Raw genomic sequence first — 2,489 nt, forward strand, 5'->3', positions numbered from 1 at the left:
CATTGGATTTTCAAAATAAAGTAGATTATGTGGCTGCCCCAGAAGCAATTGGATGGATACTAGGCACTGCCATAGCCAAAGAACTTGGAGTGGGGTTTATTGGAGTAAGAAAAGGTGATAAGCTGCCATACGCAAAAGAAGAGATTATTTCGACACATTTTACCGACTATTCAGGTCAAGATAAAAGCTTTGAAATATCTAAGAGTTCTATTGTGAGGAACAAAAGAGTTTTGATTGTAGATGATTGGATAGAGACAGGTTCTCAAATGAAGGCTTTAATAGCTTTGTTAGAGAAATTGGATTGCAGCATTATTGGGTTGGCTACTATTGGGATTGATATAAATGAGGTTACTCAAAAATGGATAGACAGCAGTTTTGTAGCTTATATTGGCTCAAACATATAATAAACCGAAAGAAAATCTTGAATCAAAATTTTGGATGGCGTTAATTTACAATACAACGAAAGATGTTTACTCTTTTTTTATAAATTTTAAGAGGCGTTAAAAAACAGTTTTCAGACGAAAGGAGATCGAAGTTGAGTATAGATTTAAGTAACAAAAAAATTCCGAAAGAAGCAATTCAAGCATTAAAAACTATAGCGGAACTACTTGATAATATGTTAATTGGGGTGTATTTGTATGGTTCGGCAGTAATGGGTGGTTTACGTATGAATAGCGATGTAGATATTTTGGTAATAACAAATCAAAGTTTATCTGAAAAAACTCGAAGGAATCTTACAAATAGGTTAATGCTTATATCTGGGAAAATAGGAAACATAAAAGATATGAGGCCTCTTGAAGTTACGGTCATAAATCAAAAGGATATTGTCCCTTGGCATTTCCCCCCAAAATATGAATTTATGTATGGCGAGTGGCTAAGAGAGCAGTTTGAAAAGGGAGAAATTCCTGAGTCGACTTATGATCCGGATTTAGCAATACTTTTAGCACAACTAAGAAAAAATAGTATTAACCTTTTGGGACCAAAGGCAACAGAAGTAATTGAGCCTGTGCCAATGACAGATATTCGAAAAGCAATTAAAGAATCGTTGCCCGGGTTGATAGCTAGCATTAACGGTGACGAACGCAATGTGATTTTAACTTTAGCCAGAATGTGGCTGACAGCATCTACTGGTGAAATTCGCTCAAAAGATCTGGCAGCTGAATGGGCGATACCTCAATTACCCGATGAGCATGCTACTTTACTCAACAAAGCGAGAGAGGCTTATTTAGGAGAGTGTGTTGACAAGTGGGAAGGAATGGAATCTGAGGTGGCTGAACTCGTTAATCATATGAAAAAGTCTATAGAGTCTTCCCTTAATATCCAATTACCTTTTCGAATAGTTTAAATATAACAAAGACTAGTTGTTAATGTGCATTATTGATTGCTTCGATATGTTCCCCCATATATCAGTTTCTTAAAAAATAATCAAAATACCGTTGATACGTTCCCGCGAACGAAAGGGTTAAAAATCAGCTTAAGACATCAATGCCATCAACTAGAGCCAGCAGTATATGTGATGAATCTATACTTTGATTGATATGTTCCCTCAAACGAAAGGATATGTTGGATATGTTCCCAAATACGAACGTAGATATATTCCCCATAACCACAGGAGTTGAAAATGCTGTTTTGACAGCTATCACCTCATCTCCAAGCACGTGGAGTGTGTTACTCTGCTCGTAAAAGCTTAGAAACCTTTGAACGAAAGGGATAATGAAAGCCTTGATTGCAAGGCTTTTTGCTTTATGGTGGGTAAGTATCAGAGTGAGAAAATTTTTGGAATGAGTAGAAGTGATAGCTAGAAATTATCAGTTTCTATTTCCATTTACCCTGTGGGTACGTGTTTGTTTCCATTGACAAGGAGTTTGTGGGAATAGAAATGTACCCACCTTGTTTGAATCAAGTGAAGTGTAGTTGAAGGAAATCTGTTGAAAGCAATACTTCATTTTACCGAATAAGTAATAATTTAGGCAACTTCAAATCGATTAAAAAAAACTATTTTAAAGGTTAAGAGTAGACAAAAATTGTCCACTCTTTTTTGTAAACTCAATTTATCAATAAATGAAATGAGGGAATGTAAAATGAAATATTTTGAGGTTGAGTTAGAAAATCCTGATGAATTTTTTAAACTACAAACAGAAGATTTTGTGAAAGCTAATCGCTTGCTACTAAGGAAGATAATCCAGAGCGTTACAGTCTATGAAGAACACTTCGTCATATCCTTTAAATCTGGCATCGAATTGGAAGTATGAGACTCATTCCATAACTTTTATATTGAACATATCATCTTGTTGTGTTATTCTATAAGACGGTTCGTGTTCGTGCTGACTTGCACCATATCATAAAAATCGAAACAGCAAAGAATGGCGGAAACGTAAAAGAAGTTATGGAAATAAGACTTAGAAGCAAACTTAAGAGTGTGTTGATAGTGCATTATCTTAAAATTTTGTATAATAGGAATTGAAGTTAAATTAGATGCTAAAAATTTG

General features: G+C 35.0%; 4 protein-coding genes. All 4 read left to right on the plus strand.

Translation table 11 applies throughout. The features are described 5' to 3' along the window. Positions 1–404 (plus strand): phosphoribosyltransferase family protein (locus NOL38_RS00825; RefSeq protein ID WP_231436582.1); only part of this gene is annotated, 404 nt, incomplete at its 5' end. Positions 405–535: 131 nt separating this feature from the next. Further along, the gene (locus NOL38_RS00830; protein ID WP_002294509.1) at positions 536–1,345 is read left to right on the plus strand and encodes an ANT(9) family aminoglycoside nucleotidyltransferase Spw; all 810 of its coding nucleotides are present in this window, start codon (positions 536–538) and stop codon (positions 1,343–1,345) included. Positions 1,346–2,081: 736 nt separating this feature from the next. Next, positions 2,082–2,252 (plus strand): hypothetical protein, encoded by a 171-nt coding sequence (locus NOL38_RS00835; RefSeq protein WP_014638243.1) that lies wholly within the window; start codon positions 2,082–2,084, stop codon positions 2,250–2,252. Positions 2,253–2,293: 41 nt separating this feature from the next. Further along, positions 2,294–2,464, plus strand: coding sequence for an MLS leader peptide (locus tag NOL38_RS00840; protein WP_277941103.1), 171 nt, complete (start codon positions 2,294–2,296; stop codon positions 2,462–2,464). The last annotated feature ends 25 nt before the right edge of the window (positions 2,465–2,489 follow it).

This window comes from Streptococcus suis (assembly GCF_029616525.1).
Classification (GTDB): Bacteria; Bacillota; Bacilli; order Lactobacillales; family Streptococcaceae; genus Streptococcus; species Streptococcus suis_AF.